The organism is Streptococcus sp. 1643 (assembly GCF_006228325.1).
In the GTDB taxonomy this organism is placed as follows: Bacteria; Bacillota; Bacilli; order Lactobacillales; family Streptococcaceae; genus Streptococcus.
In genome coordinates this window covers 1,031,704-1,053,382 of record NZ_CP040231.1, presented here as the reverse complement: position 1 = coordinate 1,053,382, position 21,679 = coordinate 1,031,704, and the positions used below count along the sequence as shown (strand labels likewise).

Annotated in this window: 20 protein-coding genes; 14 read left to right on the top strand and 6 right to left on the bottom strand. The window is 40.1% G+C overall.

Annotation, left to right across the window (positions count from 1 at the left end; genetic code table 11):
• Position 1: 1 nt before the first annotated feature.
• The 4 genes from FD735_RS05570 to FD735_RS05555 form a co-directional block, all read right to left on the bottom strand.
• Entirely contained in the window at positions 2 to 349 is a 348-nt protein-coding gene (locus FD735_RS05570; RefSeq protein WP_000863526.1) for a DUF1831 domain-containing protein, read from the bottom strand.
• Between the two features lie 4 nt (positions 350 to 353).
• A complete protein-coding gene (locus FD735_RS05565; protein WP_139658691.1) occupies positions 354 to 1,469 on the bottom strand; it encodes a cysteine desulfurase family protein in 1,116 nt (371 codons plus the stop codon).
• A 9-nt stretch (positions 1,470 to 1,478) separates the two neighbouring features.
• On the bottom strand, positions 1,479 to 2,438 hold the full coding sequence (locus FD735_RS05560; RefSeq protein ID WP_001283843.1) for a ribose-phosphate diphosphokinase: 960 nt from the start codon (positions 2,436 to 2,438) through the stop codon (positions 1,479 to 1,481).
• 111 nt (positions 2,439 to 2,549) lie between these two features.
• Positions 2,550 to 3,119 carry a CYTH domain-containing protein gene (locus FD735_RS05555; protein WP_139658690.1) on the bottom strand — a complete coding sequence of 190 codons (570 nt, stop codon included), beginning with the start codon at positions 3,117 to 3,119 and terminating at the stop codon, positions 2,550 to 2,552.
• A gap of 128 nt (positions 3,120 to 3,247) precedes the next feature.
• Here FD735_RS05555 and FD735_RS05550 point away from each other — a divergent pair, with 128 nt between their 5' ends.
• The 9 genes from FD735_RS05550 to FD735_RS05510 all read left to right on the top strand — a co-directional run bounded on the left by FD735_RS05550 (position 3,248) and on the right by FD735_RS05510 (position 11,678).
• Positions 3,248 to 3,919, top strand: coding sequence for a GTP pyrophosphokinase family protein (locus tag FD735_RS05550; RefSeq protein ID WP_000151556.1), 672 nt, complete (start codon positions 3,248 to 3,250; stop codon positions 3,917 to 3,919).
• A complete protein-coding gene (locus tag FD735_RS05545) occupies positions 3,903 to 4,721 on the top strand; it encodes an NAD kinase (protein ID WP_139658689.1) in 819 nt (272 codons plus the stop codon). Before FD735_RS05550 ends, FD735_RS05545 begins: the two co-directional genes overlap by 17 nt.
• Positions 4,718 to 5,614, top strand: coding sequence for an RluA family pseudouridine synthase (locus FD735_RS05540; protein WP_139658688.1), 897 nt, complete (start codon positions 4,718 to 4,720; stop codon positions 5,612 to 5,614). The genes FD735_RS05545 and FD735_RS05540 overlap by 4 nt, the downstream gene beginning before the upstream one ends.
• Positions 5,615 to 5,657: 43 nt before the next feature.
• A complete protein-coding gene (gene pta / locus FD735_RS05535; RefSeq protein WP_033629713.1) occupies positions 5,658 to 6,632 on the top strand; it encodes a phosphate acetyltransferase in 975 nt (324 codons plus the stop codon).
• An 82-nt stretch (positions 6,633 to 6,714) separates the two neighbouring features.
• The gene (gene mutY / locus FD735_RS05530) at positions 6,715 to 7,893 is read left to right on the top strand and encodes an A/G-specific adenine glycosylase (protein WP_139658687.1); all 1,179 of its coding nucleotides are present in this window, start codon (positions 6,715 to 6,717) and stop codon (positions 7,891 to 7,893) included.
• A gap of 56 nt (positions 7,894 to 7,949) precedes the next feature.
• Positions 7,950 to 8,657: a response regulator YycF gene (yycF, locus tag FD735_RS05525; protein WP_139658686.1), complete on the top strand. Its 708-nt coding sequence runs from the start codon at positions 7,950 to 7,952 to the stop codon at positions 8,655 to 8,657.
• Positions 8,650 to 10,008: a cell wall metabolism sensor histidine kinase VicK gene (gene vicK, locus FD735_RS05520; protein WP_139658685.1), complete on the top strand. Its 1,359-nt coding sequence runs from the start codon at positions 8,650 to 8,652 to the stop codon at positions 10,006 to 10,008. Before yycF ends, vicK begins: the two co-directional genes overlap by 8 nt.
• Positions 10,001 to 10,810: an MBL fold metallo-hydrolase gene (locus tag FD735_RS05515; RefSeq protein WP_084943449.1), complete on the top strand. Its 810-nt coding sequence runs from the start codon at positions 10,001 to 10,003 to the stop codon at positions 10,808 to 10,810. Before vicK ends, FD735_RS05515 begins: the two co-directional genes overlap by 8 nt.
• 94 nt (positions 10,811 to 10,904) lie before the next feature.
• Positions 10,905 to 11,678 carry an ion transporter gene (locus FD735_RS05510; RefSeq protein WP_084943882.1) on the top strand — a complete coding sequence of 258 codons (774 nt, stop codon included), beginning with the start codon at positions 10,905 to 10,907 and terminating at the stop codon, positions 11,676 to 11,678.
• A gap of 37 nt (positions 11,679 to 11,715) precedes the next feature.
• Here the strand turns inward: FD735_RS05510 and FD735_RS05505 are convergent, their stop codons facing one another.
• Positions 11,716 to 12,063: a thioredoxin gene (locus FD735_RS05505; protein ID WP_139658684.1), complete on the bottom strand. Its 348-nt coding sequence runs from the start codon at positions 12,061 to 12,063 to the stop codon at positions 11,716 to 11,718.
• Positions 12,064 to 12,174: 111 nt separating this feature from the next.
• Entirely contained in the window at positions 12,175 to 13,893 is a 1,719-nt protein-coding gene (locus tag FD735_RS05500) for a phospho-sugar mutase (RefSeq protein WP_139658683.1), read from the bottom strand.
• A gap of 409 nt (positions 13,894 to 14,302) precedes the next feature.
• On the opposite strand from FD735_RS05500, the gene FD735_RS05495 reads away from it, so the two are divergent.
• From FD735_RS05495 to ligA, 5 genes are all read left to right on the top strand, one after another.
• Positions 14,303 to 15,457 (top strand): DUF4352 domain-containing protein, encoded by a 1,155-nt coding sequence (locus FD735_RS05495; RefSeq protein ID WP_125391804.1) that lies wholly within the window; start codon positions 14,303 to 14,305, stop codon positions 15,455 to 15,457.
• A gap of 78 nt (positions 15,458 to 15,535) precedes the next feature.
• Positions 15,536 to 17,437, top strand: coding sequence for an ABC-F family ATP-binding cassette domain-containing protein (locus tag FD735_RS05490; protein ID WP_139658682.1), 1,902 nt, complete (start codon positions 15,536 to 15,538; stop codon positions 17,435 to 17,437).
• 2 nt (positions 17,438 to 17,439) lie between these two features.
• Complete coding sequence (locus FD735_RS05485; protein WP_139658681.1) at positions 17,440 to 18,303, top strand: MutR family transcriptional regulator; 864 nt, start codon at positions 17,440 to 17,442, stop codon at positions 18,301 to 18,303.
• A gap of 80 nt (positions 18,304 to 18,383) precedes the next feature.
• Positions 18,384 to 19,562: an MFS transporter gene (locus tag FD735_RS05480; protein WP_139658680.1), complete on the top strand. Its 1,179-nt coding sequence runs from the start codon at positions 18,384 to 18,386 to the stop codon at positions 19,560 to 19,562.
• 89 nt (positions 19,563 to 19,651) lie between these two features.
• Positions 19,652 to 21,610, top strand: a complete 1,959-nt coding sequence (gene ligA, locus FD735_RS05475; protein WP_139658679.1) for an NAD-dependent DNA ligase LigA — start codon at positions 19,652 to 19,654, stop codon at positions 21,608 to 21,610.
• Positions 21,611 to 21,679 lie beyond the last annotated feature (69 nt).

The window sequence follows — 21,679 nt, the reverse complement described above, 5'->3', positions numbered from 1 at the left end:
ATTATCTTTCTTCTTTAGTGAAGATACCGCGTTCTACAAGGCTGTCCATGAGGAAGTAGAATTTTTCCTGATGAATGTGGTGGTCTTCTGATTTAAAGATATTAACCAAACGAAGGCCAGACTTGTCAGTAATGTTGAGTTTAGCACCTGTAAGGTCTTTATTGATGATGATTTTTAGTTTGAAACCTTCACCACTGTTAGGTACTTTTTCAAGTAGACGAGTCAGTTCGTAGTTTCCAACCTTTGTTTCAAAGAAAGTATTATCTTTCAGTGTGAACTTTTTGACAGTAGGGCTAAGTGTGTAGTCGTAGCGGCAGTTTTGTAGTTTAATGGTTTTTTCGAATGCCATTAGATTAATCTCCAATAATATTTTTTAAGGTTTGTGCGAGTTGTTTCAGTTCTTCCTCAGTATTAAGAGGAGAGAGACTGATACGGACAGATTCTTTCAATCGATGTGAATCTGGTCCATAAAATGCTTTAAGCACATGACTGGTTTGCACAATACCAGCAGTACAAGCTGAACCGGTAGAAATTGAAATTCCTTCAAGGTCTAACCGAAGCAAGAGCAAATCATTTTTTTGACCAGGAAAGCCAATGTTGACAACATAAGGAAGCTGGTGTTGGCTTTCGTTGAGATAGTATTCTAGATTTGCAATCTCATCTAGAAAAGCAGATTTTAATCCCTCTAGTTTTTGGTAATGCTCAACTTGGTCATTTAAATCCTCTTTGAGAGCAGCGACCATACCTACAATAGCAGCGAGGTTTTCTGTTCCAGCCCGTTTCTTTTGTTCTTGGTCTCCACCGTGAAGGTAGGAATCAAAGTCCGCGGAAGAAGCGTAAAGAAATCCGACTCCTTTTGGTCCATGGAATTTATGGGCAGAAGCGCTGAGGAAATCAATTCCCAATTCCTCGGGATGGATAGGAATTTTTCCGATAGCTTGAACAGCATCTACATGATAAGCAACAGGATGGTCTTTTAAAATATGTCCAATCTCAGCGATAGGTAAGAGGCTACCTGTTTCATTATTAGCGTACATGGTGGAAACGAGAATGGTATCGTCACGTAAGGCTTCTTGAATTTGCTGGGCAGTTATTTCTTGATTTACTGGTTGGATGATAGTTGCTTCAAAACCAAAATGTTGCACCAGATAATCGATGGTCTCAAGTACAGAATGGTGTTCAATAGCTGTCGTGATAATATGTTTTCCACGATTTTGATGACGGAGACAATAGCCAATAATGGCTGTATTGTTACTTTCTGTACCGCCAGACGTGAAAAAGATATGTTGAGGTTTGGTTCCTAGTAAGTGGGCTAAGTCCTGACGAGCTTCTCGTAAGAGTTTGCCAGCCTGCCGACCATGACCATGAATACTAGAAGGATTACCATGAGTTTCTTGCATGACCTTGGTCATTTCTGCAATAGCTACTGCTGACATAGGAGTCGTAGCAGCATTGTCCAAATAAATCAAAGAATCACCTTATTTCTTTTTGTTGTAAGCAAAGAGTGGGCTTACTGGTTTTCTTTCATGGATGCGGACGATAGCATCTCCGATTAATTCACTAGCAGTAATGTAACATACATTTTCTGGAGTTCTTTCTTTGGTTGCTACTGAGTCTGTCACAAGGATTTCTTTGATGTTTGTAGCGTCAAGAAGGTCTGCTGCCCCTTCAACAAATAAACCGTGACTAGATACTGCATAAATCTCAGTTGCGCCTTCACGTTCAACGATTTTGGCTGCTTCAGAGAAAGTACGACCAGTATTTAGGATATCGTCAATCAAGATAGCCTTCTTGCCTTCAACATCCCCAATGATATAGCCTTCGTTACGATCAGAATCGTCTTGAGCGTAGTCAATGATAGCGATAGGAGCATCAAGGTATTCAGCCAAACTACGTGCACGTTTAACACCAGAGTTCTTTGGACTGACAACAACAACATCAGAGCCAAGAAGTCCTTTATCACAGTAGTGCTTAGCAAATAGAGGAACAGTATAAAGATTATCTACAGGAATATCAAAGAAACCTTGGACCTGAACAGCGTGGAGGTCCAGCGTTAGAACACGGCTTACACCAGCTTTGACAAGCATATTGGCAACCAGTTTCGCAGTGAGGGGTTCGCGAGAAGAAGCGATACGATCCTGACGCGCATAACCAAAGTAAGGAAGGACAACGTTGATGCTATGAGCACTTGCACGTACACAAGCGTCAACCATGATCAACAACTCCATCAAGTGGTTGCTAACAGGGTAGCTGGTTGACTGGATGATGTAGACATCGTAACCACGGACACTTTCTTCAATGTTGACCTGGATTTCGCCGTCAGAAAATTGACGAGAGGATAATTTCCCGAGAGGCACACCAACTGTATCCGCAATCTTTTGAGCGATTTCATGGTTAGAGTTTAGGGTGAAAAGTTTCATGTTGTTTCTATCTGACATTATAGACCGTCCTCTGTAAACTTTGTGAATCTTCTTTGAGAAAGTTTTGTTTTTCAAAGCCAGATTCTTTTATTTTTATCTTTTCTATTTTACCAAAAAAAGGAGATTATTTCAGCTTTTTTTAATGCTTTTAATAAAACGAATTAATTTTGATGGAGCTTTCTGATAAGTAATCTGTTTTTCATCTAAAAATCTCTGAAAATCTTCTTTCCCTTTTTCATGGTCGGTGACTTCAAGCTCGAGTTCATAGTCCGTCTGGTCAAAGTATCGACTTTCATCTAAGGCCATTAAGCCAATTTCAGTTTTCATTTCATAACGTAGAGTGGAAAGACAGCCTAGAACAAACCAGTCATGGCTTTCGATGCCAATCTTAGAGAGCTTCTCTAGAACGAGCCCTTGAGGTAGTTTTTGTTTTTCTAGGTATGATTCAGCTTCTGGAAGAGTTAGTTTCTGGTTGTATTCCATATTTCCTACAGTTTGAGGCACTTTCAAGGTCAATTCCGCCCAATCTGAAAAGGTGCGAATGCGCATGGCAACCTTCTTTTCACGCAATTGGAAATCTGGCGTGTCAATGTAGTAGTTCTTCTGAAGAACGGGTTGGATATGGGAAAACTTTTTTTTTAGATGATCATATTCCTCTTTTTTCAGAAGTGTTTTCAATTCTATTTCTAAATGTTTCATTTTTTCAACCTTTTCTATATCTTTGAAAGCGATTTATGGTATAATGGACAATGTATTTATTGTATACGAATGTACTGAAAAAATCAAAGATTTTCGACAGAGCAATCAAACATTACAAGGGAGAGAGTATGACCATAGAATGGGAAGAATTTTTAGATCCTTACATTCAGGCTGTTGGTGAATTGAAGATTAAACTTCGGGGAATTCGCAAACAGTATCGTAAGCAAAACAAGCATTCTCCGATTGAGTTTGTAACGGGTCGTGTCAAACCGATTGAAAGTATCAAAGAAAAAATGGCTCGTCGAGGAATTACATATGCAAGTCTGGAACATGATCTGCAAGACATTGCGGGTTTACGTGTCATGGTTCAGTTCGTTGATGACGTTAAAGAAGTAGTTGAGATTCTACGTAAACGCCAAGATATGAGAGTCGTTCAGGAACGAGACTATATCACTCATCGTAAGGCTTCGGGCTATCGTTCTTATCACGTGGTTGTCGAGTACACGGTTGATACGATCAACGGAGCTAAGACGATTTTGGCGGAAATTCAAATACGGACGTTAGCCATGAATTTCTGGGCTACGATTGAACACTCGCTCAATTATAAATACCAGGGCGATTTTCCAGAAGAAATCAGGACAAGATTGGAAATTACAGCGAAAATAGCTCATCAGCTAGATGAAGAAATGGGTAAGATTCGTGACGATATTCAGGAAGCGCAGGCTCTCTTTGATCCATTGAGCAGAAAATTAAATGACGGTGTAGGAAATAGTGACGATACAGATGAAGAATACAGGTAAACGAGTTGACCTCATAGCAAATAGAAAGCCGCAAAGTCAGAAGGTTTTGCATGAGCTGAGGGAAAAACTCAAGAAACAACATTTTATACTGAACGATACCAATCCCGACATCGTCATTTCTATTGGTGGCGACGGGATGCTTTTGTCTGCCTTTCACAAGTATGAGAATCAGTTAGACAAGGTTCGATTTGTAGGTGTTCATACAGGGCATTTGGGATTTTACACAGATTATCGTGATTTTGAGTTGGATCAATTGGTGACCAATCTCCTACTCGATACTGGTGCCAAAGTTTCTTATCCAGTCTTGAATGTTAAGGTAACGCTTGAAAATGGAGAAGTGAAAATCTTCCGGGCCTTAAATGAAGCCAGCATCCGTCGATCAGATCGCACCATGGTTGCGGATATCATCATTAACCACGTTCCGTTCGAGCGATTTCGTGGAGATGGAGTGACTGTTTCAACGCCGACGGGAAGTACTGCCTACAGCAAGTCCTTGGGTGGAGCTGTCTTGCATCCTACCATTGAAGCCTTGCAGTTGACGGAGATAGCGAGTCTTAACAACCGAGTCTATCGCACTTTGGGATCATCGATCATTATTCCCAAAAAAGATAAGATTGAACTTTTGCCGACACGCAATGATTATCACACGATATCAGTCGATAACAGCGTCTATTCATTCCGTAATATCGAACGGATTGAGTATCAAATCGATCATCACAAGATTCACTTCGTAGCGACTCCAAGCCACACTAGTTTCTGGAATCGTGTCAAAGATGCCTTCATTGGCGAGGTGGATGAATGAGGTTCGAATTTATCGCAGATGAGCACGTCAAAGTCAAAACTTTCCTCAAGAAACATGAGGTTTCCAAGGGACTTTTGGCTAAGATTAAGTTTCGAGGTGGGGCTATTCTGGTCAATGACCAACCTCAAAATGCGACTTATCTCTTAGATATTGGAGACAGGGTGACTATTGATATCCCTTCAGAAGAAGGGTTTGAGAGTCTTGAAGCAATTGAGCGTCCACTGGATATTATCTATGAGGATGACCATTTTCTGGTTTTGAATAAGCCTTATGGAGTAGCTTCCATCCCCAGTGTTAATCATTCCAATACCATTGCCAATTTTATCAAGGGCTACTATGTTAAGCAAGAATATGAAAACCAGCAAGTTCACATCGTGACTAGGCTTGATAGAGATACATCTGGTTTGATGCTCTTTGCCAAGCACGGCTACGCTCATGCACGTTTAGACAAGCAACTGCAACGAAAGTCTATCGAAAAACGCTACTTTGCTTTAGTTAAAGGAGATGGATATTTGGATCCAGAAGGGGAGATTATCGCACCAATTGCGCGTGATGTGGACTCTATTATCACGAGACGGGTTGCCAAAGGTGGGAAATACGCTCATACGTCTTACAAAGTTGTAGCGTCTTATGGAAATATTCACCTAGTCGATATTCGCCTGCATACTGGACGAACTCATCAGATACGAGTGCATTTTTCTCACATCGGTTTTCCTTTGTTGGGAGATGATCTCTATGGAGGTAGTCTGGATGACGGCATTCAGCGTCAGGCCTTGCATTGTCATTATTTATCTTTTTATCATCCTTTTCTAGAGCGAGATTTGCAATTAGAAAGCCCCTTACCGGATGATTTCAGCAATCTTATTACTCAGTTATCAACTAATACTCTTTAAAAACTATTTGGAGTATAATTTATTTTCTTAAAGGAGAAAACTCATGGAAGTTTTTGAAAGTCTCAAAGCCAACCTGGTTGGCAAAAATGCTCGTATCGTTCTCCCTGAAGGAGAAGAGCCACGTATTCTTCAAGCAACAAAACGCTTGGTAAAAGAAACAGAAGTAATCCCTGTTTTGCTTGGAAACCCTGAAAAAATTAAAATTTATCTCGAAATCGAAGGGATCATGGATGGTTATGAAGTCATTGACCCTCAACACTATCCTCGATTTGAAGAAATGGTTGCTGCTTTAGTAGAGCGTCGTAAGGGCAAAATGACTGAAGAAGAAGCGCGCAAAGTTTTGGTTGAAGACGTCAATTACTTTGGTGTGATGCTAGTCTACTTGGGCTTGGTTGACGGTATGGTATCTGGTGCGATTCACTCAACTGCCTCAACAGTTCGCCCAGCCCTTCAAATCATCAAAACTCGTCCAAATGTAACTCGTACTTCAGGTGCCTTCCTCATGGTACGTGGTACGGAACGTTACCTATTTGGTGACTGTGCCATTAACATCAATCCAGATGCAGAAGCCTTGGCTGAAATTGCGATCAATTCAGCAATCACAGCTAAGATGTTTGGTATTGAACCTAAAATTGCAATGCTAAGCTATTCTACTAAAGGTTCAGGATTTGGTGAAAGTGTTGATAAGGTCGTAGAAGCAACTAAAATTGCTCACGACTTGCGCCCTGACCTTGAGATTGATGGTGAATTGCAATTTGACGCTGCCTTTGTTCCTGAAACTGCAGCTCTAAAAGCTCCAGGAAGTAACGTAGCTGGTCAAGCAAATGTCTTTATCTTCCCAGGTATCGAAGCCGGAAATATCGGTTACAAGATGGCCGAGCGCCTTGGTGGTTTTGCGGCTGTCGGACCTGTTTTACAAGGTTTGAACAAACCTGTTAACGACCTTTCTCGTGGATGTAATGCAGATGATGTGTACAAGTTGACCCTTATCACAGCAGCTCAAGCAGTTCATCAATAAGATTTAGTCCTCTTTCCCATGGGAAGAGGCTTTTTAGTACTGAGAAAAGGACAGTTAGAAGCTTCTATGTTATACTAGATATATGTTAGATTTGAAAGAATACGGTATCGTCATGTGGCCAGAGGAGAAGATTATTTCTTTTCGAGAGAAACTCCTCAACTGGTATGATGAAAACAAGCGAGATTTACCTTGGCGGAGAAGTAAAAATCCTTATAACATCTGGGTATCTGAAATCATGCTCCAGCAGACCAGAGTGGATACAGTTATTCCATACTACGAACGATTCTTGGACTGGTTTCCAACTATTGAAAGTCTGGCGAATGCCCCTGAAGAGCGTCTGTTGAAGGCTTGGGAGGGATTGGGTTATTATTCTCGAGTACGCAATATGCAGACTGCAGCCCAGCAGATTATGGCTGACTTTGGTGGTCAATTTCCAAACACCTATGAAGGAATATCTCGCCTGAAAGGGATTGGCCCTTATACTGCGGGAGCTATTTCCAGTATCGCTTTTAATTTGCCTGAGCCAGCGGTCGATGGCAATGTCATGCGAGTTTTGGCACGCTTGTTTGAGGTTAATCATGATATCGGAGTTCCCAGCAATCAAAAGATTTTCCGAGCTATGATGGAAATCTTGATTGACCCGAAACGACCAGGTGATTTTAACCAAGCTCTGATGGATTTAGGTTCTGACATAGAGGCTCCGGTTAACCCTCGACCAGAAGAAAGTCCTGTTAAGGACTTTAGCGCAGCCTATCAGAACGGAACTATGGATGTATATCCGATTAAAGAACCCAAGAAAAAACCTCTCCCAATTTATCTCAAGGCTTTGGTTGTACGCAACGACCATGGTCAATATCTACTTGAAAAAAATGAAAGCGAGAAACTACTAGCTGGTTTTTGGCATTTCCCCTTGATCGAAGTTGATGATTTCTCAAGTGATGACGATCAGCTAGATCTCTTTTCACAAGTCAAAGAGGAAAGCAGAGCATTTGGACCAAGCCCTCAAGAAAACTTTGAGCAGGATTATGATTTAAAAGTGAATTGGTCCCATCAAGTATTTGACCAGGTCAAGCATGTATTTAGTCATCGGAAATGGCATATTCAAATCCTAGCAGGTCAAGTGACGGAAACAAAACAGTTTTCTGACAGAGAAGTTCGTTGGGTTACTCCTCAGGAGTTTTCTGATTATCCACTTGCTAAACCTCAACAAAAGATTTGGCAGGCTTATAAAACAACTCTTGAAGATGAAGGCCTACAGTAGCCATTTGTGCCTTCTTTGCATTTTTTTGTTATAATAGATAGAGAAAAGGTGATAAAATGAAAAAAATATTAATTGTAGATGATGAGAAACCAATCTCAGATATTATTAAGTTTAATATGGCCAAGGAAGGTTATGAAGTCGTTACAGCCTTCAATGGTCGTGAGGCAATCGAGCTATTTGAAGCTGAGCAACCGGATATTATTATCCTCGACTTGATGCTACCTGAAATTGATGGTTTAGAAGTTGCTAAAGCTATTCGTAAGACTAGTAGCGTGCCGATTATCATGCTATCAGCTAAGGATAGCGAGCTTGACAAGGTTATTGGTTTAGAGTTAGGTGCAGACGATTATGTTACAAAACCTTTCTCAAACCGTGAGTTGCAAGCACGTGTTAAGGCTCTCCTTCGTCGTACAGACCTGGTTTCTGTGGATAGCCAAGAGTCCGATGAGAAGAAGACGCAGCCTTTACAAATTGGTGATTTGGAAATCGTTCCAGATGCTTACGTGGCTAAGAAATATGGTGAGGAATTAGATTTGACCCACCGTGAGTTTGAACTCTTGTATCACTTGGCATCTCATATTGGACAAGTGATTACACGTGAACACTTGCTTGAGACTGTATGGGGTTATGACTATTTTGGTGATGTTCGTACTGTGGACGTGACCATTAGACGCTTGCGTGAAAAGATCGAAGACACACCAAGCCGTCCAGAGTACATTCTCACACGTCGTGGTGTTGGATACTATATGAGAAATAATGATTGAAGATATTAGACAAACTATCTTGACCAGCGATTTTATCTTTATCTTGATTTTACTGGGCTTTATCCTGGTGGTGACCTTGCTGTTACTGGAAAATCGTCGGGATAATATCCGTCTGAAGGAGATAAATCAAAAGGTTAAGGACTTGATTGCAGGTGATTATTCTCAAGTTTTGGACTTGCAAGGAAGTACAGAAATCACCAATATCACCAATAATCTGAACGATTTGTCAGAAGTTATTCGTTTGACCCAAGAAAATCTGGAACAAGAGAGTAAACGATTGAACAGTATTCTTTCTTACATGACAGATGGCGTTCTTGCGACCAATCGTCGTGGCCAGATTACTATGATCAACGATATGGCCAAGAAACAGCTCGGTGTGCAGAAAGAAGATGTTCTGAATAAAAGCATCCTTGAATTGCTTAAGATAGAAGATGAGTATGAGCTGCGTGATCTAATTACACAGATTCCTGAGTTGACGATTGACTCCCAGGATGTGAATGGGGAATACCTGAGCCTTCGTGTACGTTTTGCTCTGGTTCGTCGTGAGTCAGGTTTCATCTCTGGTTTGGTTGCCGTTTTACATGATACGACCGAGCAGGAGAAGGAAGAGCGTGAGCGAAGACTCTTTGTTTCGAACGTGAGTCACGAGTTGCGAACTCCTTTGACCAGTGTTAAATCTTATCTTGAAGCCTTGGACGAGGGAGCTCTGTATGATCCTGTTGCTCCTGATTTTATCAAGGTTTCACTCGATGAAACCAACCGTATGATGCGGATGGTGACAGATCTCTTGCATCTCTCTCGTATTGATAATGCGACCACTCAGTTAGATGTGGAATTGATTAATTTTACAGCATTCATCACCTTTATTCTCAACCGCTTTGATAAGATGAGAAGCCAGGATGACGAGAAAAAATATGAGCTTGTCAGAGATTACCCTATTAATTCAGTTTGGATCGAGATTGATACCGATAAGATGACTCAGGTGATTGATAATATTCTTAACAATGCCATTAAGTACTCACCAGATGGTGGGAAAATCACTGTCAGCATGAAAACTACTGATGACCAGATGATTTTATCCATCAAAGACCAAGGTCTAGGTATTCCAAAGCAAGATTTGCCTAAGATTTTTGACCGCTTCTACCGTGTGGATCGTGCAAGAAGTCGGGCTCAAGGTGGAACCGGTCTAGGTCTGGCTATCGCAAAAGAAATCATCAAACAACACAATGGCTTTATATGGGCCAAAAGTGAATACGGTAAGGGCTCAACCTTTACAATAGTGCTCCCTTATGATAAGGATGCCGTAAAAGAAGAAATATGGGAGGACGAAATAGAAGACCAGAATGAGTGAAAAAGGCTTTAAATACAGTATTTTAGCATCAGGTTCTAGTGGGAATTCCTTTTACCTGGAAACCCCAAAAAAGAAAATCCTAGTAGATGCGGGCTTGTCTGGTAAGAAAATTACCAGCCTGCTAGCTGAAATCAATCGCAAACCTGAAGATTTGGATGCGATTCTGATTACGCATGAGCATTCAGACCATATTCATGGGGTCGGTGTCTTGGCTCGTAAATATGGCATGGATCTTTACGCCAATGAAAAGACTTGGCAGGCTATGGAAAATAGCAAGTATCTTGGCAAGGTTGATTCTTCGCAAAAGCATATCTTTGAAATGGGTAAAACCAAAACCTTTGGCGATATCGATATTGAGAGTTTTGGTGTTAGCCATGATGCGGCAGCACCCCAGTTTTACCGATTTATGAAAGACGACAAGAGTTTTGTCGTGTTGACCGATACAGGCTATGTAAGTGACCGTATGGCTGGAATAGTCGAAAATGCGGACGGTTATCTCATAGAGTCCAACCACGATGTAGAGATTTTGCGAGCAGGATCTTATGCTTGGCGACTCAAACAGCGAATTCTATCGGATCTCGGTCACCTTTCTAACGAGGATGGTGCTGAGGCCATGATTCGTGCAATGGGAAATCGGACTAAGAGAATCTATCTTGGGCATTTATCCAAAGAGAACAATATTAAAGAACTAGCCCACATGACCATGGTCAATCAGTTAGCTCAAGCAGATCTAGGAGTAGGAGTGGATTTTCAAGTTTACGATACGTCTCCAGACACTGCAACACCTTTAACGGATATATAAAAATGAACACCAAGTGGTGTTCATTTTTAATGAATCGTAGTTTTAAATTTATGCTATAATAAATTCATAAGCGATTATAATGGAGAAATATAAATTGAAGAAGACTTGGACATTTTCAGATTACTATGACACAATCATATTATTATTAGCATTGATATCTGTGGTGCTAGTTATTTTTGGATTTATGGATGTTATAGATTTGCATAATCCGCCTTACAATATTATTGATTTAATGATTTGGATAGTGTTTATAGTAGACTATCTATGGCGTTTCTTTACTAGTAAAGAAAAATTTCGTTTCATTATTGATAATATTTTTGATTTATTGGCAATCCTTCCATCAAATGCTATTTTTACAGTTTTCCGTTTGGGACGTATTTTTCGTTTAGCAAAATTAACAAAATTAGTTAAACTTACAAGGTTATTAAGAATAATTGGCTTAAGTGGAAAATTAGAAAGAAAAGCTAGTAGATTACTACGAACGAATGGCTTGCTTTATATCTTATATGTCAATGTATTTATTGTATTTGTTGGAAGCTCAATCTTCTCAGTTGTAGAGGAGAAGGCTTTCTCAGATAGTCTTTGGTGGGCTATTGTTACAGTAACAACTGTTGGTTATGGTGATATTATTCCTGCGTCGATTTTTGGGAAGTGGTTAGCTGTTTTACTAATGCTTGTTGGTATTGGCACAATAGGAATGTTAACGAGTTCCTTGACAAACTTTTTTGTAAAGGATAATCCAGATGATCAGATAAAGCTTGATAAACTCCAAGACGAATTAATAACTCAAAGATTATTACTAGAGAAACAATCTGAGAAGATAGAAGAACTGCATAGAATAATACAAGACTTGCTTGAAAAAAAGTAATTTAGACTATACAAAAACCACTCGATGAGTGGTTTTTTTACAATCCAGCAAAGTCCTTGATTTCTTGTGCGGACATAGAAGAGTCGCAACGGACATTGATTTGGCCATCTAAAATGTGAACAAATCCTGGTACGGTTGGGATTCCATAACGTGAGCGGAATTCTTGCAATTCATTGAGTTGGCTTGGTTCTTCACTGTTGATGAAGTAGATGTGAGCTTTGGTTTCAGCTACGACACCTGCCAATGTGCCTGCAAATTTACGGCAGTAAGGGCAAGTTTTGCGGCCGATAAAGAAAGTTGCAGTTTCTTTCTTATCAAGTGCTTCTTGGGCACGCGCAACAGTTGTAACTTCAAGATCTTTAATGTTTTCTAAAAATTGTTCCATGAGATTACCTCGCTTTCATTGATAAGTCTAGTATGCCATAAAGTTTCCAAAAATGCTTAGATTTGATACGAAAAAAAGATGAGATTGGTTGGTCTCATCTTTTATAATTTCTTATTTTACAAACACATTGATTTCCGCTTCGATGTTAGCGATTTTAGCTTGTGATTCTTCGTTGCTTTCACCTACAACGGCAATGTAGAACTTGATTTTTGGTTCAGTACCTGAAGGGCGAACTGCAATCCATGAACCGTCAGCAAGTGTATATTTCAAAACATCACTTGGAGGAGTTGTCAAGTTTGTAACAGTTCCGTCAGCAGCAGTAGCAGTTTGTGCCTTGAAGTCTTCTACGACAGTGATAGCTGTTGCGTTCCATTCTTTTGGAGCATTGTTGCGAAATTTAGCCATAGTCGCTTTGATTTGTTCAGCACCATCAACACCAGAAAGGGTAACAGAGATAGTCTTTTCTGCGTAGTAGCCGTATTCTTTATAGATTTCTTTGATACCGTCAGCAAGTGTCAAACCACGTGAACGGTAGTAGGCAGCAAGCTCAGCAACGACAAGAACGGCTTGGATAGCATCTTTATCACGTACGAATGGCTTAATCAAGTAACCGAAGCTTTCTTCAAATCCCATCATGTAAGTGTGATTGTGTTTTTCTTCAAATTCTTGAATTTTTTCAGCGATAAATTTGAAACCTGTCAAAACGTTGAACATGGTTGCGCCGTAGCTTTCAGCAATCTTCGTTACCAAGTCAGTTGATACGATGGATTTGCAGAGGGCTGCATTTTCAGGAAGAGTTCCAGCATTTTTGTGGGCTTCCAAGATGTATTTAGCCATGATAGCGCCGATTTGGTTACCTGAAAGGTTGAGGTAGCTACCATCTTTTTGAAGAACTTCAACACCAACACGGTCAGCGTCAGGGTCAGTTGCAACAAGCACATCTGCACCAACTTGACGACCAAGTTCTTCAGCAAGGGCAAAGGCTGCTTGGCTTTCTGGGTTTGGAGATTTTACAGTAGAGAAATCAGGGTCTGCAGTTGCTTGTGCTTCAACAACCTGAACAGAGTCAAATCCTGCTTGAGCAAGAGCACGACGAGCCAACATTTCACCCGTACCATGAAGTGGTGTGTAGACAATCTTCATGTCTTTACCGAATTCTTCAATCAATGTTGGGTTGATGTTTACGTCCTTAACTTCTTTAAGATATTCAACATCGACAGCTTCGCCAATTACTTCAATCAAGCCAGAAGCTTTTTCAGCTTCGACATCAGCAACTTCCACAGCGAATGGATTTTCGATTGCACGAATGTAAGTTGTCAAAGCATCTGCATCATGTGGAGGCATTTGTCCACCGTCTTCTCCGTAAACCTTGTAACCGTTAAATGGAGCAGGATTGTGACTGGCAGTAATCATGATACCTGCGAAACAGTTGAGGTGACGAACAGCGAATGAGAGTTCTGGAGTTGGACGGAGGCTTTCAAATACGTAAGATTTGATACCGTGTTTAGCAAGAACTGCCGCAGATTCAAAGGCAAACTCAGGTGAGAAGTGACGGCTATCATAGGCAATCGCCACACCACGTTCTTTTTCATTTCCACCTTTTGACTCAATCAAACGAGCCAAACCCTCAGTTGCTTGACGAACAACATAGATATTGATACGGTTTGTACCAGCACCGATCAAACCACGCATACCTGCAGTACCAAATTCAAGATTTGTATAGAAGGCATCTTCCTTTGTTTTTTCGTCCATATTTTCCAAATCTTGACGAAGGTAGTCTGGAAGGTCAGCAAAATCGACCCATTTTTGATAATTTTCTTGGTAAGTCATAGAGTGTCTCCTTTGTTTATTTGCTTTAATCGCTTTCATTATATCACGATTTGACATTTTAGTAAAACGTTAGCATAACTTAAAATGTAGGAAATTTACTTATGCACTTTAGCGGGAAAATGGTGGGTACCATGCTTACTTATACTAAGTTAGGGATGAATATCAATTATCTAATTTTTAAAAATACTAAAAGTTATAGTATTTTTGTGGGATTTTAAATAAAATAAATCGTAAATATTGTTATATTCTATTTATTTTATAAAGAATTCTTTAATGTATCAAATGAAGGTATAGAAAAATTTAATGTAAAACTCTATAAATTTAAGATATTTTGAAAATATCTGGTTTCTGTTTTGAATTTTATAGTGCGTATGGTAAAATATAGTAAATCATTAAAGGAGAATCCATTATGAAAAAAATTCTTAAGCATTCTGCTTTGCTTTTATCAGCTTTAGCACTTGTTGCCTGTGGAGCTCAAAAAAAAGCAAGCGACAATGGTACTGCCTCAAACTCAAACTTTGAAGTTTCTGTAAAAGACGGTATGTTTGTATTGCCTAAAGACGAAGATTCATCTTCAAGCTACCTTGCACTTCAAGTCGAAATCAAGAACAATCGTGATAAACAGTTTAGTTTTACTAGCCAAGATATTACGCTTTATAATGAAAAAGATGAAAAATTACAACCAATTCAAATCCACGAAAGCGACAGTAAAACTAAGTTTATGTCATATGGAGACAGTCTTTCTAAAGGAAAGAGCGTTGCTGGTTATGTAGTGTATGAGGTTGACAAGAACGCTAAGTATGAACTCCACTTTGCGCCTAGCTTTTACGATGATATCAAAGAAAATTCTAAAAAGAATAACGATGTAGCAATCAAGGTGGATCCAAGTCAGTACGAAGATCATATTGATGAAGCTAAAGATGTTATGAAAAAATATGTTGATGCTGTTTATCTTAATGGGGAAAGTTCTGGTGGTGGAACGAACCTGAGCGCTACTGATAATAAGTCGCAAGTTGTAGCACTTGCTGATGATAAAAAATCTTCTGATAATAGTGCTGAATTCACAAACGATGCGAAAGCTGATAAAGAAGAGTTTATCAAGAAATTTACAGAATCATTCGGAAAAGGCTTCTATAACTACAAACCGTCTGATTCAGAACTTAGAACATTCGCAGATGCCTACATCAAAGCAAATGCTAAGAGAGCAAAAGTTGATTATAAAGTGAAGACATATTTGCCAGACTATGCTGTTGTTTATGTTAGACCAGAAACAATCGACTTGGATAATTTGAATGTTCATGAATTGAGCCGTAAATTCTACGAAGAAAACAAAGGTAAATATAGCAACTACTCAGAAGCTATGAAAGCTGGTGAAAAATACATTTTAGAAAATGCACCAAGTCAATTTGATTCAACTCCACTAGACACTAGTGATAACATGAAAAAAGAGGGTTATGAAATTAAAATGACCAAGAAAGATGGTAAATGGACCATTGATACCTCTTCTAAAAACTATGACTTAAAAGATATGGCTCGCACATTCCGTGGAGGCATTGGATACTAAGATGAAAGGTTCGAGTTTATGACTCGAACTTTTTTTGTTGCAATTGTGCAAAAGAGAAAAAGATAGTAAAATAGAGATATGATTATTTTACAAGCTAATAAAATTGAACGATCTTTTGCTGGTGAGGTTCTCTTTGAACATATCAACCTGCAAGTAGATGAACGAGACCGGATTGCTCTTGTTGGGAAAAATGGTGCAGGTAAGTCTACTCTTTTAAAGATTTTGGTTGGAGAAGAGGAGCCAACTAGTGGAGAAATCAATAAGAAAAAAGATATCTCTCTGTCTTACCTAGCTCAAGATAGCCGTTTTGAGTCTGAGAATACCATATACGATGAAATGCTTCACGTCTATGATGACTTGCGTCGGACAGAGACACAACTGCGTCAGATGGAGTTGGAGATGGGTGAAAAGTCTGGTGAGGATTTGGATAAACTGATGGCGGATTATGATCGTTTATCAGAGAATTTCCGTCAGGCTGGTGGCTTTACCTACGAAGCTGATATCCGCGCTATCTTGAATGGTTTCAAGTTTGACGAGTCTATGTGGCAGATGAAAATTGCCGAGCTTTCGGGTGGTCAAAATACCCGTCTGGCACTGGCTAAAATGCTCCTTGAAAAGCCCAATCTCTTAGTCTTGGACGAGCCAACCAACCACTTGGATATTGAAACGATTGCTTGGTTAGAGAATTACTTGGTGAACTATAGCGGCGCCCTCATTATTGTCAGTCACGACCGTTACTTTTTGGATAAGGTTGCGACGGTTACACTGGATTTGACCAAGCATTCCTTGGATCGTTATGTGGGCAATTATTCTCGTTTTGTTGAGTTGAAGGAGCAAAAGCTAGCTACTGAGGCAAAAAACTATGAAAAGCAACAAAAGGAAATCGCTGCTCTAGAAGACTTTGTCAATCGCAATCTAGTCCGAGCTTCAACGACCAAGCGTGCCCAATCTCGCCGTAAACAACTAGAAAAAATGGAGCGTTTGGACAAGCCTGAAGCTGGCAAGAAATCAGCTAATATGACCTTCCAGTCTGAAAAAACGTCGGGAAATGTCGTTTTGACTGTTGAAAATGCGGCTATTGGCTATGATGGGGAAATATTGTCAGAACCTATCAATCTTGACCTTCGTAAAATGAATGCTGTTGCCATCGTTGGACCAAACGGCATCGGGAAATCAACCTTTATCAAGTCGATAGTAGACCAGATTCCTTTTATCAAGGGAGAAAAGCGATTTGGAGCCAATGTTGAGGTTGGCTACTATGATCAGACTCAAAGTAAGCTAACACCGAGTAATACTGTTCTGGATGAACTCTGGAATGATTTTAAACTGACTCCAGAAGTTGAAATTCGCAACCGTCTTGGCGCCTTCCTTTTTTCAGGAGATGATGTCAAAAAATCAGTAGGCATGTTGTCAGGTGGCGAGAAAGCTCGTATGTTGCTTGCCAAACTTTCAATGGAAAACAATAACTTCTTGATTTTGGACGAGCCGACCAACCACTTGGATATTGATAGCAAGGAAGTGTTAGAAAATGCTCTGATTGATTTTGATGGGACCCTTCTGTTTGTCAGTCATGACCGTTACTTTATCAATCGTGTAGCCACTCATGTACTGGAATTGTCTGAAAACGGCTCAACCCTCTACCTTGGAGATTATGACTACTATGTTGAAAAGAAAACAGAAGTAGAAATGGCTCAGGCTGAGGAAGCTTTAATTAGCAATCAAGCAAAAGAAGCAAGCCCAGCTAATGACTATCAGGCCCAGAAAGAAAGTCAGAAAGAAGCCCGTAAGCTCATGCGCCAAATAGAGAGTTTAGAGGCTGAAATCGAAGAGTTAGAAACTCAAAGCCAAGCCATTTCTGAAAAAATGCTGGAAACCAACGATGCTGAAAAACTCATGGAATTTCAGACAGAACTGGACAAAATTAGCCATCGTCAGGAAGAAGCCATGCTTGAGTGGGAAGAATTATCAGAGCAGGTGTAAAGATGAAACATCTAGGAAAGGTTTTTCGTGAATTTCGAACAAGTGGGAAGTACTCCTTGAAAGAGGCGGCAGGTGAATCATGTTCAACCTCTCAGTTATCTCGCTTCGAGCTTGGGGAGTCTGATCTAGCAGTTTCTAGGTTCTTTGAGATTTTGGACAATATTCATGTGACTATTGAAAATTTCATGGACAAGGCTAGGGATTTTCAAAATCATGAACATGTTGCCTTGATGGCACAGATTATTCCGCTTTACTACTCAAATAATATTGCAGGTTTTCAAAAGCTTCAAAGAGAACAACTTGAAAAGGCTAAGAATTCGACCAATCCCCTCTATTTTGAGCTGAATTGGATTCTGCTACAAGGACTGATTTGTCAAAGAGATGCTCATTACACGATGAGGCAGTGTGATTTGGAAAAGGTAGCAGATTATCTTTTTCAAACAGAAGAATGGACCATGTATGAGTTGATTCTTTTCGGAAATCTCTATACTTTCTACAATGTGGACTATGTGGCTCGGATTGGCAGAGAAGTTATGGAGCGAGAAGACTACTACAAAGAAATTGGTCGGCATCGTAAACTTGTTTTGATTTTAGCTCTTAACTGTTACCAGCATTGTTTGGAAAATCGATCCTTTATGGATGCGGACTATTTTGAGGGCTATGTGGAGAAGTTGATTGGAAATGGTATCAAGCTTTATGAGCGCAATATCTTCCATTATCTCAAAGGTTTCGCCCTCTACCAGATAGACTTGAAAGAAGAGGGGTGTAGTCAGATGCAGGAGGCTATGCATATTTTTGATGTGCTTGGACTTCCAGAGCAAGTGGCTTACTATCAGGAACATTATGAAAAATTTGTAAATGCTTAAATTTCCCAAATAAGGGAAAAATAAAGAGGCTCCTTTCAGTTTTGATACAATAGTTTCAAAATTTGAGAGGAGCTTTTTATATGAATCGACATGCAATCCAGTTGATTAGTCGTGGGGCTATTAATAAGGTAGGGAATATGCTCTATGACTATGGAAACAGTGTTTGGTTGGCATCAATGGGAACGATAGGACAGACTGTTCTTGGGATTTATCAAATTTCTGAACTCGTCACATCGATTCTGGTCAATCCCTTTGGAGGAGTGATTTCAGACCGATTTTCGCGTCGCAAAATTTTGATGACGACAGACTTGATTTGTGGCATTCTCTGTTTAGCTATTTCTTTCATCAGAAATGATAGCTTGATGATTGCTGCTCTGATCTTCGCAAATATTGTTCAGGCAGTTGCCTTTGCATTTTCTCGTACAGCCAATAAAGCCATTATAACTGAGGTTGTAGAGAAAGACGAGATAGTGACCTATAACTCTCGCTTGGAGTTAGTTTTACAGATTGTAGGAGTTAGTTCTCCGGTGCTTTCTTTTCTCGTTTTACAATTTGCCAGTCTCCATATGACTCTTGTTTTAGATGCCATTAGTTTTTTCATTGCATTTACCTTAGTAGCTTTCCTTCCCAAAAAAGAGACTCAGTTACAAGAGAAAAAGACTTTCAGCTGGAAAAATATTTTTGCTGATATGAAAGAAGGGCTTCGCTATATTTGGCGCCAGCAAGAGATCTTTTTCCTTTTGGTAGTAGCTTCCAGTGTTAATTTCTTTTTTGCAGCTTTTGAATTTCTCCTCCCTTTTTCAAATCGACTATATGGGGTAGAAGGAGCTTATGCAACTATTTTGACTATGGGTGCTATTGGTTCGATTATCGGAGCTCTTCTAGCTAGCAAAATAAAGGCAGGTGTTTATAATCTTTTGATTCTATTGGCCTTGACTGGAGTTGGAGTATTTATGATGGGATTACCACTGCCAACTTTTCTTTCCTTTTCTGGAAATTTAGTTTGTGAACTGTTTATGACGATTTTTAATATTCACTTTTTTACTCAGGTGCAAACCAAGGTTGAGGGGGAATACTTGGGAAGAGTACTAAGCACCATTTTTACCTTAGCCATCCTATTTATGCCGATTGCAAAAGGCTTTATGACGGTGCTACCAAGTGTCGATCTCTCTTCTTTTCTGATAATTGGAAGCGGGGTTATTGTCCTGTCTTGTCTATCCCTCGTTTATGTGCGAAGTCATTTTGAAAAAGAGTTATAATTTCTCTTTTTTAGAAAATATTACACTACAAACCATTTTTCAGTCCTTCTCTATTGTGAGGAGGGCTTGCTTTGTGGTAAAATGGGATTATGAATGAAAGAATGAATGAGTTAGTTGCCTTACTTAACCGCTATGCGAACGAGTACTATACGAGTGACAATCCCTCAGTTTCAGATAGCGAGTATGATCGCCTCTACCGAGAGTTGGTCGAATTGGAAGCTGCCTATCCAGATCAAGTTTTAGCGGACAGTCCGACTCATCGTGTTGGTGGTAAGGTTTTAGATGGTTTTGAAAAATACAGTCATCAGTATCCTCTTTATAGTTTGCAGGATGCTTTTTCACGTGAAGAGTTAGAAGCTTTTGATGCGCGTGTGCGAAAGGAATTACCCCACCCGACCTATATTTGCGAGCTGAAAATCGATGGTTTGTCTATCTCGCTTACGTATGAAAAGGGAATTTTGGTAGTCGGTGCGACACGTGGGGATGGTTCTGTTGGTGAAAATATCACAGAAAACCTCAAGCGTGTTAAGGACATTCCTTTGACCTTGCCAGAAGAACTAGATATCACCGTTCGTGGAGAGTGTTATATGCCACGCGCTTCCTTTGATCAGGTCAACCAAGCTCGCCAAGAAAATGGGGAGCCTGAATTTGCCAATCCTCGTAACGCGGCAGCAGGCACTTTGCGTCAGTTGGATACAGCAGTAGTAGCCAAACGCAATCTTGCAACTTTCCTCTATCAAGAAGCAAGCCCTTCTACTCGTGATAGCCAAGAAAAGGTCTTGGAGCATCTTGAACAACTTGGCTTTGTAGTTAATCCTAAACGAATATTGGCAAAAAGCATAGATGAGATATGGGATTTTATCCAAGAAATAGGACAAGAACGGGAGAAACTGCCTTACGATATCGATGGAGTGGTAATCAAGGTCAATGACCTTGCAGGTCAAGAAGAACTCGGTTTTACCGTTAAAGCACCTAAGTGGGCAGTCGCCTATAAATTTCCCGCTGAAGAAAAAGAAGCCCAGCTCCTTTCAGTTGACTGGACGGTAGGCCGTACGGGTGTTGTGACTCCGACTGCAAATCTAACACCTGTTCAGCTTGCTGGGACAACTGTTAGCCGTGCAACACTGCACAATGTAGATTATATTGCTGAAAAGGATATCCGCAAAGATGATACGGTTATCGTTTATAAGGCTGGAGATATCATCCCTGCTGTTTTGCGTGTAGTAGAGTCCAAGCGTGTTTCTGAAGAAAAACTAGATATTCCGACTAACTGTCCGAGCTGTGACAGTCAGTTGCTTCATTTTGAAGATGAAGTGGCTCTTCGTTGTATCAATCCACGATGTCCTGCCCAAATCATGGAAGGTTTGATTCACTTTGCTTCTCGAGACGCCATGAATATTACAGGGCTTGGTCCATCTATCGTTGAAAAGCTTTTTGCTGCTAATCTGGTTAAGGATGTGGCAGATATTTACCATTTGAAAGAAGACGATTTCCTTCTTTTAGAGGGCGTCAAGGAAAAGTCTGCTTCTAAACTATATCAGGCCATTCAAGCATCCAAGGAAAATTCTGCTGAAAAGCTCTTGTTTGGTCTGGGAATTCGCCATGTCGGAAGCAAGGCTAGCCAACTCTTGCTCCAACATTTCCATACGATTGAAAATCTAGCCCAAGCTGATCCTGAGGAAGTAGCAAGTATCGAGAGCTTGGGTAGTGTGATTGCTCAAAGTCTTCAGACTTATTTTGCTACAGAAGGGTCGAAGATTCTCTTAGACGAGTTGAAAGAAGCTGGAGTCAATCTGGACTACAAAGGACAGACAGTAGTTGCGGATGCGGCCTTGTCAGGTTTGACCGTTGTATTAACTGGAAAATTGGAACGTCTCACACGTTCTGAAGCCAAAAGTAAACTCGAAAGCCTTGGTGCCAAAGTTACAGGAAGTGTATCTAAGAAAACGAATCTTGTCGTAGCAGGAGCAGATGCAGGAAGCAAGCTCCAGAAAGCGCAAGAACTTGGTATCGAAGTTAGAGATGAAGCTTGGCTAGAAAGTTTGTAAGGAATAGTTGAAAACTAGATGTAAGATAGTCTGGAACTATCTCTCCTGATGTGTTTTTATATCTATTAA

Excerpts from the sequence above, each read along its gene's own strand:
- FD735_RS05480 (WP_139658680.1), top strand. The coding sequence starts at position 18,384 with ATGAATCGACATGCAATCCAGTTGATTAGTCGTGGGGCTATTAATAAG.
- vicK (WP_139658685.1), top strand. The coding sequence starts at position 8,650 with ATGATTGAAGATATTAGACAAACTATCTTGACCAGCGATTTTATCTTT.
- FD735_RS05550 (WP_000151556.1), top strand. The coding sequence starts at position 3,248 with ATGACCATAGAATGGGAAGAATTTTTAGATCCTTACATTCAGGCTGTT.
- FD735_RS05560 (WP_001283843.1), bottom strand. The coding sequence starts at position 2,438 with ATGTCAGATAGAAACAACATGAAACTTTTCACCCTAAACTCTAACCAT.
- FD735_RS05490 (WP_139658682.1), top strand. The coding sequence starts at position 15,536 with ATGATTATTTTACAAGCTAATAAAATTGAACGATCTTTTGCTGGTGAG.
- FD735_RS05570 (WP_000863526.1), bottom strand. The coding sequence starts at position 349 with ATGGCATTCGAAAAAACCATTAAACTACAAAACTGCCGCTACGACTAC.
- mutY (WP_139658687.1), top strand. The coding sequence starts at position 6,715 with ATGTTAGATTTGAAAGAATACGGTATCGTCATGTGGCCAGAGGAGAAG.
- ligA (WP_139658679.1), top strand. The coding sequence starts at position 19,652 with ATGAATGAAAGAATGAATGAGTTAGTTGCCTTACTTAACCGCTATGCG.
- pta (WP_033629713.1), top strand. The coding sequence starts at position 5,658 with ATGGAAGTTTTTGAAAGTCTCAAAGCCAACCTGGTTGGCAAAAATGCT.
- FD735_RS05545 (WP_139658689.1), top strand. The coding sequence starts at position 3,903 with ATGAAGAATACAGGTAAACGAGTTGACCTCATAGCAAATAGAAAGCCG.
- yycF (WP_139658686.1), top strand. The coding sequence starts at position 7,950 with ATGAAAAAAATATTAATTGTAGATGATGAGAAACCAATCTCAGATATT.
- FD735_RS05485 (WP_139658681.1), top strand. The coding sequence starts at position 17,440 with ATGAAACATCTAGGAAAGGTTTTTCGTGAATTTCGAACAAGTGGGAAG.
- FD735_RS05540 (WP_139658688.1), top strand. The coding sequence starts at position 4,718 with ATGAGGTTCGAATTTATCGCAGATGAGCACGTCAAAGTCAAAACTTTC.
- FD735_RS05515 (WP_084943449.1), top strand. The coding sequence starts at position 10,001 with ATGAGTGAAAAAGGCTTTAAATACAGTATTTTAGCATCAGGTTCTAGT.
- FD735_RS05495 (WP_125391804.1), top strand. The coding sequence starts at position 14,303 with ATGAAAAAAATTCTTAAGCATTCTGCTTTGCTTTTATCAGCTTTAGCA.
- FD735_RS05505 (WP_139658684.1), bottom strand. The coding sequence starts at position 12,063 with ATGGAACAATTTTTAGAAAACATTAAAGATCTTGAAGTTACAACTGTT.
- FD735_RS05555 (WP_139658690.1), bottom strand. The coding sequence starts at position 3,119 with ATGAAACATTTAGAAATAGAATTGAAAACACTTCTGAAAAAAGAGGAA.
- FD735_RS05500 (WP_139658683.1), bottom strand. The coding sequence starts at position 13,893 with ATGACTTACCAAGAAAATTATCAAAAATGGGTCGATTTTGCTGACCTT.